We start from the raw sequence: 15,700 nt of genomic DNA, 5'->3' as shown, positions 1-15,700 counted from the left end.
CGTGATCGCGTCGCACGCCCACCGGTTCGTCTTCGTCAAGACCCGCAAGACCGCCGGCACCAGCCTGGAGATCGCGCTCTCGCGCCACTGCGGCCCCGACGACATCGTCACCCGGATCAGCCCGGACGACGAGGAGCTGCGGCGTGCCGCCGGGGGAGTGGGTCCCCAGAACGACGACACCGACCCCAGCTCGTACGCCCACATGGGCGCGCGCCGGGTGATCCAGGTCATCGGCCGCGAGACCTGGGACGACTACTTCACCTTCGCGGTCGAGCGGAACCCCTACGACGTCGTCGCCTCCTCCTACCGCTACAGCGCACGCAAGCCGACCTTCACCAAGACCTTCGCCGAGTTCGTGCGCACCCCCCGGCGGCTGGACCGCCTGGCCCTCAACGAGCGGCTCTACCGGCTGGGTGGCCGCGTCGTCGTGGACCGCGTCTACCGCTACGAGGACCTGCCGGCCGCGGTGGCCGAGGTCTCCGACCGGCTCGGCATCGACCTCGACCTGCCGCACGCCAAGCAGGGCAACGGCCCGCACTACCGGGAGCTCTACGGCCCCGGTGACGCCGAGATCGTCGCCGAGCGGTTCGCGCGGACGATCCGCGAGTTCGGCTACGAGTTCTGAGCCGCAGCGGCCGACGGGCCGCGGTAGCCCAGTCGCCCGGCAATGGTGGCGGCCGCCTCCTGCAGCAAGGGGAGCAGCTCGTCCATCCGTCGCGACGAGAGTCGCTCGGCGGGAGCGGTGACGGACAGGACGGCGGCCAGCTCACGCTGTGCGCCGCGCACCCCGACGGACACGGTGTGGACGCCCTCGATCGTCTCCTCGAACGCGCGCGCGTGCCCGGTGCGTCGTACGTCCTCGACCGCGCGGCGCAGCTCGTCGGCCGCAGGAGGGTTCACCGGGACGACGTCGGTGCTCTCCCGGTCCTCGAGCACCCGTGAGATCTCGTCCTCGGACCGCTCGGCCAGCAGCACGCGAGCGGGGGCGCCGAACCACAGCGGCAACGGGCGGCCGACGTCGAAGCGGGCGCTGAGGCGCCGCTGCGGCTCCACCTGCTCGACGTGGATGAGCCGGTCCGCACGGCCCACCGACAGCCCCACGGTCTCCGACACCTCCGCGGCGAGGTCGGTCATCGGGCCGATGGACGCCGCGTGGAGGCTGAGCCCGCGCTGGTAGGCCGAGCCCAGGGCGAGGGTGCGGGGCCCGAGCCGGTAGCGGCGGGTCGCGGGGTCCTGCACCGCGAGGTCGACCGCCTCGAGGTCGGCCAGGAGGCGCTGCACGGCGGACTTCGAGAGGCCGGTGACCTCGGCGATCGTGCGCACGCTCGGCGGCGCGGTGTCGGCCGCGAGCACGTCGAGCACGGCGACCGCCCGCCGCAGTGCACCCCGCTCCTCGGTCCGGCTCGAGGTGGGTGACAGGACCACGCGGGAACTCCTCGGATCGGTGGGAGGGGAAAGCAGGCACTCCTTGACACGGGGGCGACGGCGCCCGAACACTGGCCCGCGGTGTCCCACTTCAGGGATCACTGTCCCATTGAATGGGACACATGGCAAGGCAGGAGACGACATGGCACAGCCGGCTACGACCGCCGTCGCGGCACCGGAGGGCACCGCACGCGACGAGAAGGAGATCCGGCGGGTGGCCGCGGCGAGCCTGCTCGGCTCGGTGGTGGAGTGGTACGACTTCTTCCTCTACGGGACCATGGCCGCGCTGGTGTTCAACGGGCAGTTCTTCCCGACCTTCGACCCGCTGGTCGGCACCATGATCTCCTTCGCCACGTTCGCCGCCGGCTTCGTCACGCGGCCGCTCGGCGGGTTCGTCTTCGGCCACTTCGGCGACCGCATCGGCCGCAAGAAGATGCTGGTGCTCACGATGCTGATCATGGGCCTGTCCACCTTCGCGATGGGACTGCTGCCCAACTACGCCGCCATCGGGGTCGCCGCACCGATGCTGCTGCTCGCGCTGCGCATGCTCCAGGGCATCGGCCTCGGCGGCGAGTGGGGCGGCGCCGTCCTCCTCTGCGTCGAGCACGCACCCGACGGCAGGCGCGGCTGGTTCTCGTCGTGGCCGCAGCTCGGCGTGCCGATCGGCCTGCTGACCTCCACCCTCGCGGTGACCGCAGTGACGCAGCTCCCCGACGAGTCCTTCGAGTCCTGGGGCTGGCGCATCCCGTTCCTCGTGTCGATCGTCCTGGTCGCCGTGGGCCTGGTGATCCGGCTCAAGATCGACGAGCCGCCGGCCTTCCGCGAGATCGAGGATGCCGACGCCCAGGCGGCGCTGCCGCTCGTGGAGGTCTTCCGCAACCACCCGAAGGTCACCCTGCTCGCGATGGGCGCCCGGGTCAGCGAGAGCGTCACCTTCAACATCTACAACGCGTTCCTCGTGACCTACACCGTGAAGGTGCTCGGGCTCGACGCGTCGGTGGTGCTCGACGCGCTGCTCGTGGCCGCCGTCGTCGGCTTCGCCACGATCCTCGTGGCCGGGCACGTCTCCGACCGCGTCGGCCGCCGCCCGGTCTTCGCCACCGGCGCCGGGCTCGCGCTCGTCAGCGCCGTGCCGATCTTCGCGCTGGTCAACACCGAGAACGCCGTCCTGATCACCCTCGGCGTCGTCATCGGATGGGGGCTCGCGGCCTGCATCATGTTCGGGCCCGAGGGCGCGATGTTCGCCGAGGTCTTCCCGACGCGGGTGCGCTACTCCGGCATGAGCGCGGTCTACCAGATCGGCGTCATCCCCACCGGCGCCGTCGCCCCGCTGATCGGCACCTCGCTGGTCAGCGCCTGGAGCGGCTCGGTCTGGCCGGTCGCGGTCTACGTGATGGTCATGGCCGCGATCTCGCTGGTCTCGGTGTTCTTCCTCCCGGAGACGCACCGGCGCGACCTGCGTGACGCATCGGCGTACGACAGCCGGGCGGCGCGATGACGGGCACCGACACCCGGCCGGACGTCCTGCTGATCCTGGCCGACGACATGGGCTTCTCCGACATCGCGTCCTACGGCGGCGAGGTGCGGACACCGTCGCTGGACCGGCTCGCGGCCGGCGGTGTCCGGATGACGCAGTTCTACAACACCGCGCGGTGCAGCCCGTCGCGCGCGTCGTTGCTCACCGGTCTGCACCCGCACCAGGTCGGGATCGGCATCCTCAACTTCGACGACGCCCCCGACGGCTACCCCGGGAACCTCAGCGAGGAGTGCGCGACGGTCGCGGAGGTGTGCCGCGACGCCGGCTACGCGACGTACCTCTCCGGCAAGTGGCACCTCGCCGTCGACATGGACACCCCCAACCCCGCATGGCCGACGCGCCGCGGCTTCGACCGCTTCTTCGGCACTCTCGAGGGCGCGGGCTCGTTCTACCGGCCCCGCACCCTCGTGCGGCAGGAGACCAACGTCGAGCACGAGGCCGAGGCGCCCGGGTGGTTCTACACCGACGCCATCTCCGACACGGCCGTCGACTTCCTCGCCGAGCACCACGAGCAGCGGGGCGAGGACCCGTTCTTCCTGTTCCTCGCCTACACCGCGCCGCACTGGCCGCTGCACGCCCACGAGGAGGACATCGCCACCTACGCCGGCCGCTTCGACGCTGGCTGGGACCAGCTCCGCGAGGAGCGGCTCGAGCGGCTCGTCAAGGAGGGGATCATCGACGCGTCCTGGTCGCTGACGCCGCGCGACGAGCGCGTCCCCGCGTGGGCGGAGACGGTCGACCGCGAGTGGGAGGCGTCCCGCATGGCGACGTACGCCGCCCAGGTGGACCGGATGGACCAGGGCATCGGGCGGGTCCTCGACCAGCTCGAGCGCACGGGGCGGCTCGACAACACCCTCGTGGTGTTCCTGTCCGACAACGGCGGGTGCGCCGAGGAGATGCCGCCGGGTGACGGCGCGCGTGAGTTCGTGACCGCGTTCGTGCCCCTGCAGGAGACCACCCGCGAGGGCGAGCCGGTGGTCCCGGGCAACGACCCGTCCCTGCGACCCGGTCCGGAGTCGACCTACATGTCCTACGGCCGGGCGTGGGCCAACCTGTCCAACACCCCGTTCCGGGAGTACAAGCACTGGGTCCACGAGGGCGGCATCTCCACCCCGTTCATCGCGCACTGGCCGGCCGGCCTCCCGACCGACGGGTCGCTGTGCCGGGTGCCGAGCCAGCTCGTGGACGTCCTCCCCACCATCGCGGAGGTGGCGCAAGCGCGCTATCCCGCGCAGCGCAACGGCCAGGACGTGCCGCCGATGGAGGGCGTCAGCCTCCTCGGAGCGCTCCGCGGTGCGGCGCCGGCCGAGGACCGCGACCTGTTCTGGGAGCACGAGGGCAACTGCGCCGTGCGCCGTGGGGCGTGGAAGCTGGTCAGGAAGCACCGCGGCGCCTGGGAGCTCTACGACATCGACGCCGACCGCACCGAGCTCAGGGACCTCGCGGCAGAGCACCCGGACGTGGTCGCAACGCTCGCGGACGCCTGGCAGGCGTGGGCGGACCGGTGCGGGGTCATCCCGCGCGAGAAGGTGCTCGAGCTCTACGCGCAGCGCGGGCACGGACTGCCGGAGGAGTGACGTGGGCGGGTCCTGCTGCGCGCCGCCGCCCTCCGGCGGCCCGGGTGCGGGCGTGCGGGCGACTGCGACACAGGGGATCGCAGTCGCCGGCACGCCGTCAGGGTCGGCACGCCACCGCGACGTACGCCTCCCCGGGGGCACCTTCGCCATGGGCGACGACGGCCCCGACGCGCGCACCGAGGACGGCGAGGGGCCGGTCCGGGCGGTGACGGTGTCGGCCTTCTCGATCGACGTGCACACCGTCACCAACGCCCAGTTCGCCGCCTTCGCCGCCGCGACCGGGCACCTGACCACCGCCGAGCGCCTGGGGTGGTCGTTCGTGTTCGCCGGCCACGTGCACCCGGACGCGCAGGGGCACGTGCTGGCGTCCTCGCCGATCGACCTCCCGTGGTGGAGCGCGGTCGCGGGTGCCACCTGGACCTCACCGCAGGGCCGGGGCTCCAGCATCGCCGAGAGGCTCGACCACCCGGTCGTGCACGTGTCCTGGCACGACGCGGCCGCGTACGCCGCGTGGGCGGGCCGACGGCTGCCGACCGAGGCCGAGTGGGAGTACGCCGCCCGCGGTGGCCTCGAGGGCGCGCGCTACCCGTGGGGCGACGAGCTGATGCCCGACGGCGAGCACCGCTGCAACATCTGGCACGGCACGTTCCCCGAGCACGACGAGGCGGCCGACGGCTTCGCCGGGACGGCACCGGCGACCTGGTTCGCAGCGAACGGCTTCGGCCTGCACCAGTGCGTCGGCAACGTGTGGGAGTGGTGCGGCGACTGGTTCGACCCGGCGTGGGCTCGCGTGGACGAGCACGCGCGCACCGATCCCACCGGCCCGACCGCCGGCCACGAGCGGGTGATGCGTGGCGGATCGCACCTGTGCCACGACTCGTACTGCAACCGCTACCGGGTGTCCGCTCGCACGGGCAACGCCCCCGACTCGACCACGAGCCACACCGGCTTCCGCACCGCTGCGGGCCAGCCGCCACCGTCGGGGAACGACTGACCGCCCGCCATCGATCGCCTACGATCGGCGTGCACTCGCGTCACCCCGGGGGAACCACCATGCTTCGCACGCTCGCGCACGGCCTCGCCGCTGCCGTCGTCGCTTCCGCGTCCGTCACCAGCACGCCGCTCGTCGCGCACGCCGACGACCCGACGCGGGTGATGGTCGTCGGCGACTCGGTCACCCAGGGCTACAAGGGCGACGTGACCTGGCGCTACTTCTTCTGGCACGCGCTGCAGGACGCGGGGGACCGGGTCGACCTCGTCGGTCCGCGGCGCGGGCCGTTCTACTACCACCCGGACGGCACGTTCGACTGGGACTACTCCGGTGCCGACGCCTACGCCGAGCCGGACTTCGACCAGGACCACGGCGCCTGGTACGGCGGCCGGCTGGGGGAGCACAACAACTGGTTCTACGTGCCCTTCGCCCCGCAGGTGCAGGAGCAGCAGCCCGACGTCATCGTGTCGCTGTGGGGGATCAACGACCTCTCCGACGCCGACCAGGGACCGGCCGAGCTGATCGCCAGCTATCGGACGTGGATCGCCGAGGCACGGTCGGTGCGGCCCGACGTCGACTTCGTCATCGGCAGGCTTCCCTACACCTGGCTCTACGACGGCGAGGTCACCGCGTTCAACGCGATGCTCGGTGACCTCGCGGCCGAGCTGGGCACCGCCGAGTCGCGGATCTCGGTCGCCACGATGACCGCGCCCTACACGCAGGCGGGCGACTCCTACGACTACGTCCACCCCAACGTCTCCGGACAGGCCAAGATCGCCCAGATGATGGGCACCGCCGTGCACGAGCTGCTCGGCGGGGGCTCCACGCCGATCGAGGTGCCGCCGCCCCCGGCGAGCCCCTCGGCACCGCCGACCACGGTGCCCTTCGCACCTCCGGCCACCCAGGTGGCGGCCGCCCCGTCGACGCCGCGGCACGTCAGCGCCCGGCGCACCGGCTCGCGCGTCGTCGTGACCTGGCGCAGGGCGGCCCGCGCCGATGCCTACCGCGTCCGGTGCGGCCCGCGGAGCACCCGTCTGCGAAGCACCCGAGCCGTGCTTCGCGCGGAAGCCCGGACCTGCTCGGTCCGCTCCCTCGGCCCTGGCGGGACCAGCGCCTGGAAGAAGGTCAAGGTCCGGGTGCGCCGCGCCGGCGTCACCCGGGTCGGCTGAGACCCAGGTCACGCCGCACGCGGGGCCGGACGAATTACACAATTGTTCTTCGTCCATCGGCGTGGCGCCCTTGACATTTGCCTCCTACGATCGCTTCTCGTGCCCCATCAGTCACAAACGCACCATGCGTCCCGGAAGCCCCTCACGCCCCAGACGACCCGTCGGGACGTGGTGCGACGGGTCCTGGGCACGGCGAAGCTGCTCATCGGCGTGGTCGTCCTCCTCCTGCTCGCGATGCCGAGCACGGCCGGGCGGATCACCCTCACCTCCTCGACGTACCTGTGCTCGGGCTACCAAGGGTGCGCCGCTGCGGGGTACGGCAACGCCGGCTACCGGCAGGCCTCCGGCACGATGTACTGGAAGATGTACGCGGGGCACAACTGCACCAACTACGTGGCGTACCGGCTGATCCAGTCGGGCATGCCCAACGTCCGGCCGTGGCAGGGCGATGGGAACGCGTCGAACTGGGGCGTCGCGATGGCCGGCATCACCGACCAGACCCCCGCCGTGGGCTCCGTCGCCTGGTACAAGCCGCACGTGACCCCTGCCGGCTCGGCCGGCCACGTCGCCTACGTGGAGCAGGTCGTCTCCGACACCGAGATCATCGTCTCCGAGGACTACTGGGGCGGCGACTTCTACTGGCGCCGCATCACCAAGACCGGAGGCGGCTGGCCGAGCGGCTTCATCCACTTCAACGACCGCGTGGTCGCGCCGACGACGGCGCCCACCATCGCCGGGTCGGCCGCCGTGGGCTCGCAGCTGGAGGTGGCGACGGGTGCGTGGTCACCTTCGCCCACCAGCGTCACCGTGCAGTGGCTGGCGGACGGCGCGGCCATTCCCGGCGCGACCGCGCCGGCGTACGTCCCCACGCCCGACGTCAAGGGCAAGACCCTGACGGCGCAGGTGACCGCGCAGCTGGACGGCTACGCCCCCGGGAAGGCCTCACTGGCCACCGCTCCGGTCGCTCCCGGCACCTTCCAGCAGACCCAGCAGCCGACCATCCAGGGTGAGCCGCAGGTCGGCTCGACGCTGACCCTCACGCCCTCAGCCTGGGCACCGCAGCCCGCCAAGGCGACGACGCAGTGGTACGCCGACGGCGAGCCGCTCGACGGAGCCACCGGCGGGACGCTGACCCTCACGCGGGACCACATCGGCAAGCAGATCAGCGCACGGGTCACGGCCAGCTCCAAGGCCTACCTGAAGTCGCGGTCGAACGCGCCGGCGACCACGGCTGTCCTCGCCAAGCCGGTGACCTTCACGACGCCGTCCAAGATCAGGGGCAAGGCCCAGGTCGGAAGCCGGCTCGTCGCCAAGGTCGGTCAGACCCGGCCCAAGGACGCGACCGCGACCTACCAGTGGCTCAGCAACGGCAAGCGCATCCCCAAGGCCACGAACCCCACCTACACGGTCCGCAAGGGCGACCTCGGCCACAGCCTCACGGTCGAGGTCACGCTGGAGCGCCGCCACTTCCGGGCCACGACCGAGACGCTCGGCGTGGCGTCCGTCGTCACGACGGTCCCTGAGCTGCGGGTCCGTCCCGAGGTCAAGCGGGGACGCGTCATCGTCGACGTCCGCGTGAAGGCGCTGGGCGCACGCAAGCCGGCCGGCGCGATCACCGTCAGCATCGGCAACCGGACGGTCGAGGGCCAGGTCGTGGACGGGAAGGCCCACCTCGTGGTCCGCGACCTCCGCCCGGGCAAGAGGCCCATGGTCGTGCGCTACGCCGGGACCGACGTCGTCCAGCCGGGGATCTCGCGCTCGACGGTGACGGTGACGAAGAGCAAGCGCTGACCTCGCGCAGACAACAGAGGAAACGTGTCCGACTTCTCGCCCTCGGGCGGGCGGTGTGAGGGCGACACCTCGGACACGTGTCCGGCCCCGGGGTGCGGGCAGCGGTGGCAACGCCGGGCCGCGACCCGGAAATGGCTCGAGGGCCGGTCTCCATGAGACCGGCCCTCGAGCTGTGTGGTGGGCGATACTGGGTTTGAACCAGTGACCTCTTCCGTGTCAAGGAAGCGCGCTACCGCTGCGCCAATCGCCCGTGTTGAGTTGTGTGGTGCGAGGTGGGTACGGGATTTGAACCCGTGTAGACGGATTTGCAGTCCGTTGCCTCGCCTCTCGGCCAACCCACCGTGGAGGCCCACGACTTGGGGGAGACCTCTCCGAGCGGACGACGAGGCTCGAACTCGCGACCTCAACCTTGGCAAGGTTGCGCTCTACCAACTGAGCTACGTCCGCTTGCGACTCCCGTCCGGTTTCCCGGCCCGAAGCGCGAGTGGAACAGTAGCCCATGGGTTCACCGGCGCCAAAATCGGCCCCCCACTGGCGTGTTCGCGCGGCCCGGGGAGCGGGTGCGGCACCCCTAGAGTGACGCCATGCGCGCGTGGCTCAACGGTGACCTGCTGACCGATCCGACCCAGGGAGCCATCGCGGTCACCGACCATGGATTCACCGTGGGCGACGGGGTCTTCGAGGCCGTGAAGACCATCGACGGGGTGCCGTTCGCCCTGACGCGCCACCTGGACCGGCTGGCCCGCTCGGCCGCCGGCCTCGGTCTCCCCGACCCCGACCTCGACGTCGTACGCCAGGGGGTGGAGGCGGTGCTGGAGGACGGCGCGGAGGGCGACCCGATGGGCCGGCTGCGCATCACCTGGACCGCCGGACCGCACCCGATGGGTTCCGGTCGCGGTGGCGGACCGCCCACCCTGGCGGTGGCCTACAGCGCGATCACCCACCCCGCGCCCGCCACGACGGTCGTCACCGTCCCGTGGACCCGCAACGAGCACGGCGCCACCGCGGGCCTCAAGACCACGTCGTACGCCGAGAACGTGATCGCGCTGGCCCATGCCACCGAGCGCGGGGGCACCGAGGCGGTCTTCGCCAACACCGCCGGCAACCTCTGCGAGGGCACGGGATCCAACGTCTTCTACGTCGTGGACGGCGAGCTCCGCACGCCCACCCTCGCCTCCGGCTGCCTCGCCGGGGTGACCCGCGCCCTGGTCGTGGAGTGGTGCGGCGCCCGCGAGGTCGACGAGCCGCTGGCCGACGTGCTGGCGTCCGCGAGCGAGGTCTTCCTGGCCTCGACGACTCGCGACGTGCAGGCTGTTTCGCAGTGGGACGACCGGGAGCTCCCGGCGCCCGGGCCTGTCACCGAGTGGTGCGCGAAGACGTGGGCCGCCCGCGAGGCTGAGACGATGGAGCCATGACCGGTCCTTCCCTCGACCCCGCCCTCGCCGCCCGGCTCCACCCGACCGCCGAGGGCCTGGTCCCCGTCGTGGTGCAGCAGCACGGCTCGGGCGAGGTGCTGATGCTCGCGTGGGTCGACCAGGAGGCACTCGCCCGCACCATCGACACCGGCCGGGCGACGTACTGGTCGCGCTCGCGCCGCGAGTACTGGGTCAAGGGCGACACCTCCGGCCACGTCCAGTGGGTCAAGGAGATCCGCCTCGACTGCGACGGCGACACCCTCCTCTTCGTGGTCGACCAGGTCGGCGCGGCCTGCCACACCGGCGACCACACCTGCTTCGACGCCGACCTCGTCCACCGCGTCGATGGCTGAGGCCGCTCCGACGGACCGGCGCCGGGGCTCCTTCGGGCCGGTCGTCCTGCTCGGGCTGCTGGCCGGCACGCTCGCGGCCGTGGCCGGCGGGAAGTCCTGGGTCGCCGGCAGCTCCGGCGCCTTCGACACCGCATCGGATGACAACCAGGCGATGGTGTCGACCCTGGCGGCCAACGGGGCGAGCGAGTCGCCGCTCGCGCTCGCACTGGCCCTCGTGGTGCTGGCGTGCTGGGGCGTCGTGCTCGTCACGCGCGGCCGGTTCCGCCGGGCGGTCACCGTCCTCGCCCTCGTCGCCGCGCTCGGGCTCGTCGTCGTGACCGTCGAGGCCTTCTGGAGCCTGCCTGCCAAGCTCGGCGACGCGCTCCAGGAGCTGTCCGGGGCCGACACCGTCAGCACGGGCTTCACGGGCTGGTACGCCGCAGCGCTCGTCGGCGCCGTGCTCTGCGTGGTGACGACGCTGGCTGCCGTCCGCCTGGTGCCGTCGTGGCCCGAGATGGGCACGAAGTACGACGCGCCGACCTCGGGCGGTGACGTCGAGCGGGCGGACGGCGGCGACGTCCCGACCGAGAACATCGACATCTGGAAGGCCCTCGACGAGGGCCGCGACCCGACCGCCTAGACTCAGCGCGCAACGATCCGGTTCGACGAAGGAGCACCCCACCATGGCGTCAGGCCACGGCAACACCCCCGCTGCTTGGACCGCGGTGGCGGTCGCGATGCTCGGCTTCGTGATCGGCAGTGTCGCCCTGCTCCAGACGCCGGCGCAGATGACGCTCCTCTGGATCGGCATCATCGTCGCCGTCGTGGCGTTCCCGCTGTTCCTCGTGCTGGCCAGGCTCGGCTTCAACACCTCCGACCACTGAGCCGGCACCACTGATCGAGGACCGGGTCGACCGGTCCGACCACTGGGCACCGGCCCCGCACCGGCTGGTCCCGGGTGAGAGGCTGAGTCCATGCCTGCGACCGTTCTCGACGACATCGTCGCCGGGGTGCGGGAGGACCTCGCGCGCCGCGAGGCGGCCCTCCCGCTGTCCGACCTGCTCGCGCACCTCGCCGATGCACCGGCGCCGCGCGACCCGATGCCGCACTTCCGCGCCCGGGGCTCGAGCGTGATCGCGGAGGTCAAGCGCCGCAGCCCGAGCAAGGGCGCCCTTGCCGACATCCCCGACCCGGCCGAGCTCGCCCAGGCCTACGCCCGGGGTGGGGCCGCGGCGATCTCGGTGCTCACCGAGGAGCGCCGCTTCGGCGGCAGCCTGGCCGACCTGCGGGCGGTGCGGGCCGCGGTCGAGACGCCGATCCTGCGCAAGGACTTCATCGTCGAGACCTACCAGCTCGTCGAGGCGCGGGCCGCGGGTGCCGACCTCGCGCTGCTCATCGTCGCCGCCCTCGACGACGACACCCTGCGCCGCCTCCACGAGGAGGCCGGCGAGCTCGGGCTCACGGTGCTGGTCGAGGTCCACGACGAGCCCGAGGTCGAGCGGGCCCTCGCGCTCGACGCCGAACTGATCGGCGTCAACAGCCGCAACCTCAAGACCCTCGAGGTCGACCCCGACGTGTTCGGCCGCCTCGCGCCCCAGATCCACGCCGACGTGGTCAAGGTCGCCGAGAGCGGCATCACCGGCGTCGCCGACGTGCAGCGCTTCGTGAACGAGGGCGCGGGTGCGGTGCTGGTCGGCGAGGCGCTGGTCAAGGACGGCGACCCGGAGGCCGCCGTACGAACGATGACAGGAGTGACGTCCCGATGAGCCACGGCCAGACCCTGCCAGGTGGTCCGATGCGCTACGAGGCCGACGAGCGCGGCTACTTCGGTGAGACGTGGGGCGGGCGCTTCATGCCCGAGGCCCTCGTCGCCGCGCTCGACGAGCTGACGGTGGCGTGGCAGGAGGCGATGGCCGACGAGTCCTTCGTGTCCGAGTTCGAGCGGGTCCTGCGCGACTACGCCGGCACGCCGAGCCGGCTCTACCACGCCGAGCGGCTGTCGGAGACCGTCGGCGCCCGGGTGCTGCTCAAGCGCGAGGACCTCAACCACACGGGCGCCCACAAGATCCGCAACGTGCTGGGCCAGGCGCTGCTCACCAAGCGGATGGGCAAGACCCGCGTGATCGCCGAGACCGGTGCGGGCCAGCACGGCGTGGCCAGCGCGACGGCCGCGGCGTGGTTCGACCTCGACTGCACTGTCTACATGGGCGCCGTCGACACCCGACGCCAGGCGCTCAACGTCGCCCGCATGCAGCTGCTCGGCGCGAAGGTGGTGCCGGTCGAGTCCGGCAGCGCGACGCTCAAGGACGCCATCAACGAGGCGCTGCGCGACTGGGTGGCGAGCGTCGACCACACGGCGTACCTCTTCGGCACCGCGGCCGGCCCGCACCCGTTCCCGAGCATGGTGCGCGACTTCTGCCGCGGCATCGGCGACGAGGCGCGCGCCCAGTGCCTCGAGCAGTACGGCGTGCTGCCGGACGCCGTCGCGGCGTGCGTCGGCGGCGGGTCCAACGCGATCGGGCTGTTCACCGCCTTCCTCGAGGACGACGGCGTGGAGATCCACGGCTTCGAGCCCGGGGGAGACGGCGTCGAGACGGGCCGCCACGCGGCGACCATCCACGCGGGCGAGGCCGGGGTGCTGCACGGCGCCCGCACCTACGTCCTCCAGGACGAGGACGGCCAGACCATCGAGTCGCACTCGATCTCGGCCGGCCTGGACTACCCCGGCGTCGGCCCGCAGCACTCGTGGCTGGCCGCGTCCGGCAGGGCGTCGTACACGCCCGTGACGGATGCCGAGGCGATGGACGCGATGGCGCTGCTGAGCCGCACGGAGGGGATCATCCCGGCCATCGAGTCCGCCCACGCGGTGGCCGGTGCGCTGGAGGTCGCCAAGCGGCTGGGTCAGGAGAAGGGCCCCGACGCGACGGTCATCGTGAACCTGAGCGGTCGCGGCGACAAGGACATGGGCACGGCCATCGAGTGGTTCGGGCTCGGTGACGCCGACCTCGGCCCCGACGCGGACCTGGAGCAGATCGAGGAAGAGGCCGCGCAGTGACGTCGACGAGTGCCGCGTTCGAGAAGGCGCGCGCGGAGGACCGGGCCGCGCTGATCGGCTACCTCCCGGCCGGGTTCCCGAGCGTCGACGGCTCGATCAGGGCGATGCGCACGATGGTCGAGGCGGGCTGCGACGCCATCGAGATCGGTCTGCCCTACAGCGACCCGGTGATGGACGGACCCACCATCCAGGCCGCGGCGCAGCAGGCGCTCGACGGCGGCGTGCGCACGCGCGACGTGCTCGACGTGGTCCGCGCGGTCGCCGAGACCGGTGTGCCGACCCTGGTGATGACCTACTGGAACCCCGTCGAGCGCTACGGCGTGGAGCGGTGGGCCGCCGACCTGGCCGCGGCCGGGGGAGCGGGCCTCATCACGCCCGACATCACGCCCGACTACGGGACGGAGTGGATCGCCGCGGCCGACGCGCACGACCTCGACAAGGTCTTCCTCGTCGCGCCCAGCTCCACCGACGAGCGGGTCGCGATGACCGCGGCCGCGAGCCGCGGCTTCGTCTACGCGGCCGCCGTCATGGGCGTCACCGGCGCCCGCGAGTCCACCTCCGACCTCGCCGGCCCGCTGGTCGGCCGGGTGCGTGCCGCTGGCGACGTCCCGGTCGCGGTCGGCATCGGCGTCAGCACCGGCGACCAGGCCGCCGAGGTCGCCGGCTACGCCGACGGCGTGATCGTGGGCTCGGCCTTCGTGCGTGCCCTGCTCGACCACCCGGACGACGAGGCCGCCGGGCTCGAGGCGCTCCGCGCGCTCACCGCCGACCTCGCCGAGGGCGTACGCCGTGCGTAGTGCCCGCACCCTGCTGGCCGTCTCGCTGCTCGGCCTGGTCGCCGCCTGTGGTGGCACCGAGGCGCCGGCGCAGCTGACCGGCACCGAGCTGGACCCGCCGTTCGAGGTGTCCGCGACGCCGCTCGTCGACACGGCGGGCGACCCCTACAGCCTGACCGAGGACACGGACAAGGACCTCACCCTCGTCTTCTTCGGCTACATCAACTGCCCCGACATCTGCGGACAGGTGATGGCCACGCTGGCCGGGACGCTCTCCCGGCTCGACGACGAGCAGAAGGACCGGCTCGACGTGGTCTTCGTGACGACCGACCCGGCGCGCGACACCGAGAAGGCCGTGGCGGGCTACGTCGAGCGCTACGACCCGAGCATCATCGGCCTCACCGGCGACCTCGACGACATCATCGAGGTCGGTCGGAGCATGGCGATCGGCATCGAGCAGGGGGAGAAGCTGCCCAGCGGCGGCTACGACGTCACCCACGGCACGCAGGTGATGGCCGTCGACGCCGACGACGAGACGCCTATGTTCTGGGACTACGACGTCTCCCAGGCACAGCTGGCCCACGACGTCACCGTGTTGCTCGACGAAGGATGATGCTCACCATGTTCGCGTCCCCCCTGGTGACCCTGCTCTCGATCCCCAGCCCCGCCGAGGGTGTGTGGCACCTCGGCCCCGTGCCGGTCCGTGCCTATGCGCTGTGCATCATCGCCGGCATCGTCTTCGCGATCTGGCTGGGGGAGAAGCGCTGGGTCGCCCGTGGCGGCGAGCCCGGCGAGGTGAGCGACCTGGCCATCTGGGCGGTCCCGTTCGGCCTCGTCGGCGGCCGGCTCTACCACGTCATCACCGACTGGGAGCTCTACTTCGGCGAGGGCAAGAACCCGGTCACGGCGCTGTACGTCTGGCGCGGCGGCCTCGGCATCTGGGGCGCGATCGCGCTCGGCGCGCTCGGGGTGTGGATCTTCGCCCGGCTGCGCGGCATCAAGCTGCTCCCGCTCCTGGACGCCCTGGCGCCCGGCGTGCTCGTGGCGCAGGCGATGGGCCGCTGGGGCAACTGGTTCAACCAGGAGCTCTTCGGCCGCCCGACCGACCTGCCGTGGGGCCTGGAGATCGACGTCGCCCACCGCCCCAGCCAGTACCTCGACGTGGCGACGTACCACCCGGCGTTCCTGTACGAGTGCCTGTGGAACCTGGCCGCGTTCGCCCTGCTGGTCTGGCTCGACCGGCGGTTCCGGCTCGGCCACGGCCGGGTGCTCGCGCTCTACGTGATGCTCTACACCGCCGGTCGCGGCTGGATCGAGAACCTGCGCATCGACGACGTGCAGATGGACGACGTCCTCGGCCTGCGCCTCAACGTGTGGACCTCGATCGTCCTGTTCGTCCTGGCGGCGCTGTTCTTCGTGTGGTCGGCGAGGCGGCACCCGGGTCGCGAGGAGGTCGTGCGCACCCGCGACCCCGAGCCCGAGCCCGGCGACGAGGCCGAGGCGGAGGGGACGGACGGGTCCGGCGGCGCCGACGAGCGCGAGACCGCCGGTCCCACGGCCTGAAACGGCGCGCACCGGGCGCCTGTCACCGGTGATAGATTCCGTCTTGCTCGGGCCAACGTCGTCCCCAGC

At 72.2% G+C, this 15,700-nt stretch carries 16 protein-coding genes and 3 tRNA genes; 15 read left to right on the top strand and 4 right to left on the bottom strand.

What is annotated here, in order from left to right; genetic code table 11:
* The first annotated feature begins 1 nt into the window (after position 1).
* The gene (locus ACE3QY_RS06720) at positions 2 to 625 is read left to right on the top strand and encodes a hypothetical protein (protein WP_374455232.1); all 624 of its coding nucleotides are present in this window, start codon (positions 2 to 4) and stop codon (positions 623 to 625) included.
* Here the strand turns inward: ACE3QY_RS06720 and ACE3QY_RS06715 are convergent.
* Positions 613 to 1,425: an IclR family transcriptional regulator gene (locus ACE3QY_RS06715; protein ID WP_374455231.1), complete on the bottom strand. Its 813-nt coding sequence runs from the start codon at positions 1,423 to 1,425 to the stop codon at positions 613 to 615. The genes ACE3QY_RS06720 and ACE3QY_RS06715 overlap by 13 nt on opposite strands.
* A 142-nt stretch (positions 1,426 to 1,567) precedes the next feature.
* Here ACE3QY_RS06715 and ACE3QY_RS06710 point away from each other — a divergent pair, with 142 nt between their 5' ends.
* The 5 genes from ACE3QY_RS06710 (at position 1,568) to ACE3QY_RS06690 (ending at position 8,490) form a co-directional block, all read left to right on the top strand.
* Complete coding sequence (locus ACE3QY_RS06710) at positions 1,568 to 2,923, top strand: MFS transporter (RefSeq protein WP_374455230.1); 1,356 nt, start codon at positions 1,568 to 1,570, stop codon at positions 2,921 to 2,923.
* Positions 2,920 to 4,539 (top strand): arylsulfatase, encoded by a 1,620-nt coding sequence (locus ACE3QY_RS06705; RefSeq protein ID WP_374455229.1) that lies wholly within the window; start codon positions 2,920 to 2,922, stop codon positions 4,537 to 4,539. Before ACE3QY_RS06710 ends, ACE3QY_RS06705 begins: the two co-directional genes overlap by 4 nt.
* Positions 4,540 to 4,591: 52 nt before the next feature.
* On the top strand, positions 4,592 to 5,533 hold the full coding sequence (locus ACE3QY_RS06700; RefSeq protein ID WP_374455228.1) for a formylglycine-generating enzyme family protein: 942 nt from the start codon (positions 4,592 to 4,594) through the stop codon (positions 5,531 to 5,533).
* 59 nt (positions 5,534 to 5,592) lie between these two features.
* Complete coding sequence (locus ACE3QY_RS06695; RefSeq protein ID WP_374455227.1) at positions 5,593 to 6,699, top strand: SGNH/GDSL hydrolase family protein; 1,107 nt, start codon at positions 5,593 to 5,595, stop codon at positions 6,697 to 6,699.
* A gap of 168 nt (positions 6,700 to 6,867) precedes the next feature.
* Positions 6,868 to 8,490: a CHAP domain-containing protein gene (locus ACE3QY_RS06690; RefSeq protein WP_374455226.1), complete on the top strand. Its 1,623-nt coding sequence runs from the start codon at positions 6,868 to 6,870 to the stop codon at positions 8,488 to 8,490.
* Positions 8,491 to 8,665: 175 nt separating this feature from the next.
* Here ACE3QY_RS06690 and ACE3QY_RS06685 read toward each other — a convergent pair.
* From ACE3QY_RS06685 to ACE3QY_RS06675, 3 genes are all read right to left on the bottom strand, one after another.
* A tRNA-Val gene (locus ACE3QY_RS06685) sits at positions 8,666 to 8,740 on the bottom strand.
* A 20-nt stretch (positions 8,741 to 8,760) separates the two neighbouring features.
* Positions 8,761 to 8,831: transfer RNA gene (locus tag ACE3QY_RS06680), tRNA-Cys, on the bottom strand.
* Positions 8,832 to 8,864: 33 nt separating this feature from the next.
* Positions 8,865 to 8,937, bottom strand: a tRNA-Gly gene (locus ACE3QY_RS06675).
* Positions 8,938 to 9,074: 137 nt separating this feature from the next.
* Between ACE3QY_RS06675 and ACE3QY_RS06670 the strand changes: the two genes are divergently transcribed.
* The 9 genes from ACE3QY_RS06670 (at position 9,075) to lgt (ending at position 15,631) form a co-directional block, all read left to right on the top strand.
* Positions 9,075 to 9,905, top strand: coding sequence for an aminotransferase class IV (locus tag ACE3QY_RS06670; RefSeq protein ID WP_374455225.1), 831 nt, complete (start codon positions 9,075 to 9,077; stop codon positions 9,903 to 9,905).
* Positions 9,902 to 10,258: a phosphoribosyl-AMP cyclohydrolase gene (gene hisI / locus ACE3QY_RS06665; RefSeq protein WP_374455224.1), complete on the top strand. Its 357-nt coding sequence runs from the start codon at positions 9,902 to 9,904 to the stop codon at positions 10,256 to 10,258. The genes ACE3QY_RS06670 and hisI overlap by 4 nt, the downstream gene beginning before the upstream one ends.
* A complete protein-coding gene (locus tag ACE3QY_RS06660) occupies positions 10,251 to 10,877 on the top strand; it encodes a Trp biosynthesis-associated membrane protein (protein WP_374455223.1) in 627 nt (208 codons plus the stop codon). The genes hisI and ACE3QY_RS06660 overlap by 8 nt, the downstream gene beginning before the upstream one ends.
* Before the next feature lie 43 nt (positions 10,878 to 10,920).
* On the top strand, positions 10,921 to 11,121 hold the full coding sequence (locus ACE3QY_RS06655) for an HGxxPAAW family protein (RefSeq protein WP_374455222.1): 201 nt from the start codon (positions 10,921 to 10,923) through the stop codon (positions 11,119 to 11,121).
* 90 nt (positions 11,122 to 11,211) lie between these two features.
* Positions 11,212 to 12,003 (top strand): indole-3-glycerol phosphate synthase TrpC, encoded by a 792-nt coding sequence (trpC, locus tag ACE3QY_RS06650; RefSeq protein ID WP_374455221.1) that lies wholly within the window; start codon positions 11,212 to 11,214, stop codon positions 12,001 to 12,003.
* Positions 12,000 to 13,292, top strand: coding sequence for a tryptophan synthase subunit beta (gene trpB / locus ACE3QY_RS06645; RefSeq protein WP_374455220.1), 1,293 nt, complete (start codon positions 12,000 to 12,002; stop codon positions 13,290 to 13,292). Before trpC ends, trpB begins: the two co-directional genes overlap by 4 nt.
* Positions 13,289 to 14,089, top strand: a complete 801-nt coding sequence (gene trpA, locus ACE3QY_RS06640) for a tryptophan synthase subunit alpha (protein ID WP_374455219.1) — start codon at positions 13,289 to 13,291, stop codon at positions 14,087 to 14,089. The genes trpB and trpA overlap by 4 nt, the downstream gene beginning before the upstream one ends.
* A complete protein-coding gene (locus ACE3QY_RS06635) occupies positions 14,082 to 14,681 on the top strand; it encodes an SCO family protein (protein WP_374455218.1) in 600 nt (199 codons plus the stop codon). The genes trpA and ACE3QY_RS06635 overlap by 8 nt, the downstream gene beginning before the upstream one ends.
* Before the next feature lie 8 nt (positions 14,682 to 14,689).
* On the top strand, positions 14,690 to 15,631 hold the full coding sequence (gene lgt, locus ACE3QY_RS06630; protein WP_374455217.1) for a prolipoprotein diacylglyceryl transferase: 942 nt from the start codon (positions 14,690 to 14,692) through the stop codon (positions 15,629 to 15,631).
* Positions 15,632 to 15,700 lie beyond the last annotated feature (69 nt).

Origin of the sequence: Nocardioides sp. (assembly GCF_041913365.1) — a bacterium.
Lineage (GTDB): Bacteria > Actinomycetota > Actinomycetes > Propionibacteriales > Nocardioidaceae > Nocardioides.
This window is presented reverse-complemented; position numbering and strand designations above follow the sequence as displayed.

Excerpts from the sequence above, each read along its gene's own strand:
- ACE3QY_RS06710 (WP_374455230.1), top strand. The coding sequence starts at position 1,568 with ATGGCACAGCCGGCTACGACCGCCGTCGCGGCACCGGAGGGCACCGCA.
- ACE3QY_RS06705 (WP_374455229.1), top strand. The coding sequence starts at position 2,920 with ATGACGGGCACCGACACCCGGCCGGACGTCCTGCTGATCCTGGCCGAC.
- ACE3QY_RS06695 (WP_374455227.1), top strand. The coding sequence starts at position 5,593 with ATGCTTCGCACGCTCGCGCACGGCCTCGCCGCTGCCGTCGTCGCTTCC.
- ACE3QY_RS06670 (WP_374455225.1), top strand. The coding sequence starts at position 9,075 with ATGCGCGCGTGGCTCAACGGTGACCTGCTGACCGATCCGACCCAGGGA.
- hisI (WP_374455224.1), top strand. The coding sequence starts at position 9,902 with ATGACCGGTCCTTCCCTCGACCCCGCCCTCGCCGCCCGGCTCCACCCG.
- ACE3QY_RS06660 (WP_374455223.1), top strand. The coding sequence starts at position 10,251 with ATGGCTGAGGCCGCTCCGACGGACCGGCGCCGGGGCTCCTTCGGGCCG.
- ACE3QY_RS06655 (WP_374455222.1), top strand. The coding sequence starts at position 10,921 with ATGGCGTCAGGCCACGGCAACACCCCCGCTGCTTGGACCGCGGTGGCG.
- trpC (WP_374455221.1), top strand. The coding sequence starts at position 11,212 with ATGCCTGCGACCGTTCTCGACGACATCGTCGCCGGGGTGCGGGAGGAC.
- trpB (WP_374455220.1), top strand. The coding sequence starts at position 12,000 with ATGAGCCACGGCCAGACCCTGCCAGGTGGTCCGATGCGCTACGAGGCC.
- lgt (WP_374455217.1), top strand. The coding sequence starts at position 14,690 with ATGTTCGCGTCCCCCCTGGTGACCCTGCTCTCGATCCCCAGCCCCGCC.